The organism is Streptomyces sp. SID14478 (genome assembly GCF_010548525.1).
In the GTDB taxonomy this organism is placed as follows: Bacteria; Actinomycetota; Actinomycetes; order Streptomycetales; family Streptomycetaceae; genus Streptomyces.
The window spans coordinates 1-2,925 of sequence record NZ_JAAGMG010000958.1 but is presented as its reverse complement, the minus strand read 5'-3'; the positions used below and the strand labels follow the sequence as shown (position 1 = coordinate 2,925).

The following is a 2,925-nucleotide window of genomic DNA, read 5'->3' as shown; positions in this document are numbered from 1 at the left end:
CGCCTGGCCGCGCGGCCACGGCGACACCGCGGTACGTGCCTTCGCCGACGCGGCCACGCACGCGCTGCGCACCACCGCCGACGCCCGCCCCGACGCCCCCACCCGCCCCATGCACCTGCGACCGGCAGCGGAGTACTGGTTGTGACCCGCACTGAAACCCTGTCCGAAGCGCCCGACCGGATCCGCGCGGCCTTCGCCGACGCCGGAGTCAGCGGTCGGCTGCACGCCCTCGACATCGACGCGGGTACACACCTCGGCGTCGATGCAGACGACTTGGTCTGTACGGCGAGCGTGCACAAATTGTGCCTGCTGGTGGCGTTGCACGAGCGTGCGTCGAGCGGCGACCTCGTTCTCACCCAGCAGGTCGACTGCCCGCCGCACGGCCGCACCCCCGGACCCACCGGGGTCGCGGCCATGCTGGACGCCGCACGTCTGTCGCTGCGCGACCTCGCGTACCTGATGATGGCCGTCAGCGACAACGCCGCCGCCGATCTGCTCCTGGCGCACGTCGGACTCGACGCGGTCAACGCGACGACGTCCCGCCTCGGCCTCGACCGGACACAGGCAGTGCACACCTTCGGCGCCATGCTCGCCACGATCAAGGAGGACGCGGGGCCCGCCGGCGCCGACGCCCTGGCCGACCCGCTGGTCGTCTCCCGGCTGCGCGCCCTCGATCCGGCCCGCACCAACCACAGCACCCCACGGGACATGACCCGGCTGCTGCGTGCCGTCTGGCGCGACGAGGCCTGCCCGCCCGATCACGGCGCCGCGATCCGCAGGGTGATGGGCCTTCAGGTGTGGCCGCACCGCCTGGCGTCCGGGTTCCCGTTCGACGACGTGCACGTCGCCGGGAAGACCGGCTCGCTGCCGACGCTGCGCAACGAGGTGGGGGTCGTCGAATACCCCGACGGTGGCCGGTACGCCGTCGCCGTCTTCACCCGTACCGCGCAGACCGCGGGCACCCTCCCCGCCGCCGACGCCGTGATCGGCACGGCGGCCCGCCTCGCTGTGGACGCACTGCGCGCGGGATAGCGCCGCAGCCCGGCCCGGCCTGGCCCGGAGGCCACCGGGCCTCTCGATGACGCGAAGGAAGAGAAGAGCGGGCAAGAGGACGGGCCCGGGGCACGCGTCGGCTCCCTGCTCCTTGAGGACCATCGGTGCCCAGAATGGGCCTTAAGTCCCTAAAACAGTTGCCGATCGACTGGTGCCATGGACCGTCGGAGCGCACACGTTTCTCGTGAGTGCCTGACGTATCCATGCGAGCCATCACGGAGCCTGCCTTGTCCCACGCCCCCGCGGCGCCGTCCGCCGTCGCGCCGGATGCCCTGTCCCATCGGCGGATCCTGGAGATCATGTCCGGGCTGCTGCTCGGCATGTTCGTGGCGATCCTGTCGTCCACCGTGGTGTCCAACGCCCTGCCCACGATCCTGGCCGACCTCAAGGGTGGCGAGTCCGCCTACACGTGGATGGTGACGGCGCAGCTGATCGCCATGGCGGCATCCACCCCGCTGTGGGGCAAGATGTCCGACCTCTTCAGCAAGAAACTCCTGGTCCAACTGGCACTGCTCCTCTTCGTCGCCGCATCGGCCGCTGCGGGACTCGCACAGTCCACCGAGTGGCTGATCGTGTGCCGGGTGTTCCAGGGCATCGGCTCCGGCGGGCTCACGGCCCTGGCCCAGGTGATCCTCGCCTCGATCATCGCGCCCCGTGAACGCGGGCGCTACAACGGCTACTTGGGCGCGGTGTTCGCCCTCGGTACCATCTCCGGCCCGCTGATCGGCGGTGCGATCGTGGACACCAGCTGGCTGGGCTGGCGCTGGTGCTTCTACGTCGGCGTCCCGTTCGCGGTCCTCGCGCTCATCGTCCTGCAGTGGAAGCTGAAACTTCCGGAGGCCGCGGCCCGCCCCGCTCACCGGCCGCGGATCGACTGGGCCGGCGCGGCGCTGATCACCGCGGCGGTCTGCGTGCTGTTGATCTGGGTGTCCCTGTCGGGCAAGAACTGGGACTGGCTGTCCTGGCAGACGGCGGTCATGGTGCCGGCGGGAGTGCTGCTCGGAGTGGTCGCCGTCCTGGTCGAACGCCGCGCTCAGGACGCCGTCATCCCTCTGGAGCTGTTCGCGCACCGCACCGTCTCCCTCGCGGCGGCGGCCTCGCTGCTGGTCGGTGTGGCCATGTTCGGGGCCACGGTCTTCCTCAGCCAGTACTTCCAGCTTGCGCGGGGGCGTACCCCCACGGAGTCCGGGCTGATGACGATGCCGATGATCCTGGGCCTGTTCCTCGCCTCGACGATCTCGGGCCGGATCATCGCCAGTACCGGCCGCTGGAAGCACTTCCTCGTCGGCGGCGGAATCTTCCTCACCGGCGGGCTCGCCCTGATGGGCACCGTCCGCGCCGACACCGCGTACTGGCTTCTCGCGATCTTCATGTTCTTCCTCGGGACCGGCGTCGGCATGACGATGCAGAACCTGGTGCTCGCCGTGCAGAACACGGTGCCCGCCCGGGACCTCGGTGCGGGCTCGTCGTTGGTCGCCTTCGTCCGCACGGTCGGCGGTGCGATCGGCGTCTCGGCGCTCGGTGCGGTGATGAGCAGCCGCGTCGCGACCTACACGCAGCAGAACCTGGCGGACGCGGGGCTGCCCGCTGGGAGCGGACCCGCCGGCGGAGCCATCCCCGACCTGGCCGAACTCCCGCCCAAGGTACGCCCGTTGGTCAGTGATGCGTTCGGGCACGGCATCGGCAATGTGTTCCTGTTCGCCGCGGTGGCAGGGGTGCTCGCGCTGGTCGCGGTGTGCCTCATCAAGGAGACCGAGCTCAGGTCCCGGCCGGGCGGCGACGACGGGACCGACGCAGCCCCCGCCACGCCGGACCGGTCCGCGGGCACGACCGACCGTGGCGGCGACGAGCCACCTGTCGCCGCGGGTGCGG

Annotated in this window: 2 protein-coding genes and 1 pseudogene; all 3 read left to right on the top strand. The window is 71.1% G+C overall.

The window, feature by feature from the left end; all coding sequences use genetic code 11:
* Positions 1-145, top strand: a pseudogene (locus G3I40_RS47495) (LysR family transcriptional regulator); the annotation flags it as partial.
* Positions 146-159: 14 nt separating this feature from the next.
* Positions 160-1,032 (top strand): serine hydrolase, encoded by an 873-nt coding sequence (locus G3I40_RS31030; protein ID WP_164305950.1) that lies wholly within the window; start codon positions 160-162, stop codon positions 1,030-1,032.
* A gap of 248 nt (positions 1,033-1,280) precedes the next feature.
* On the top strand, positions 1,281-2,925 hold a 1,645-nt coding region (locus tag G3I40_RS31025), incomplete at its 3' end, for an MDR family MFS transporter (RefSeq protein ID WP_239092044.1).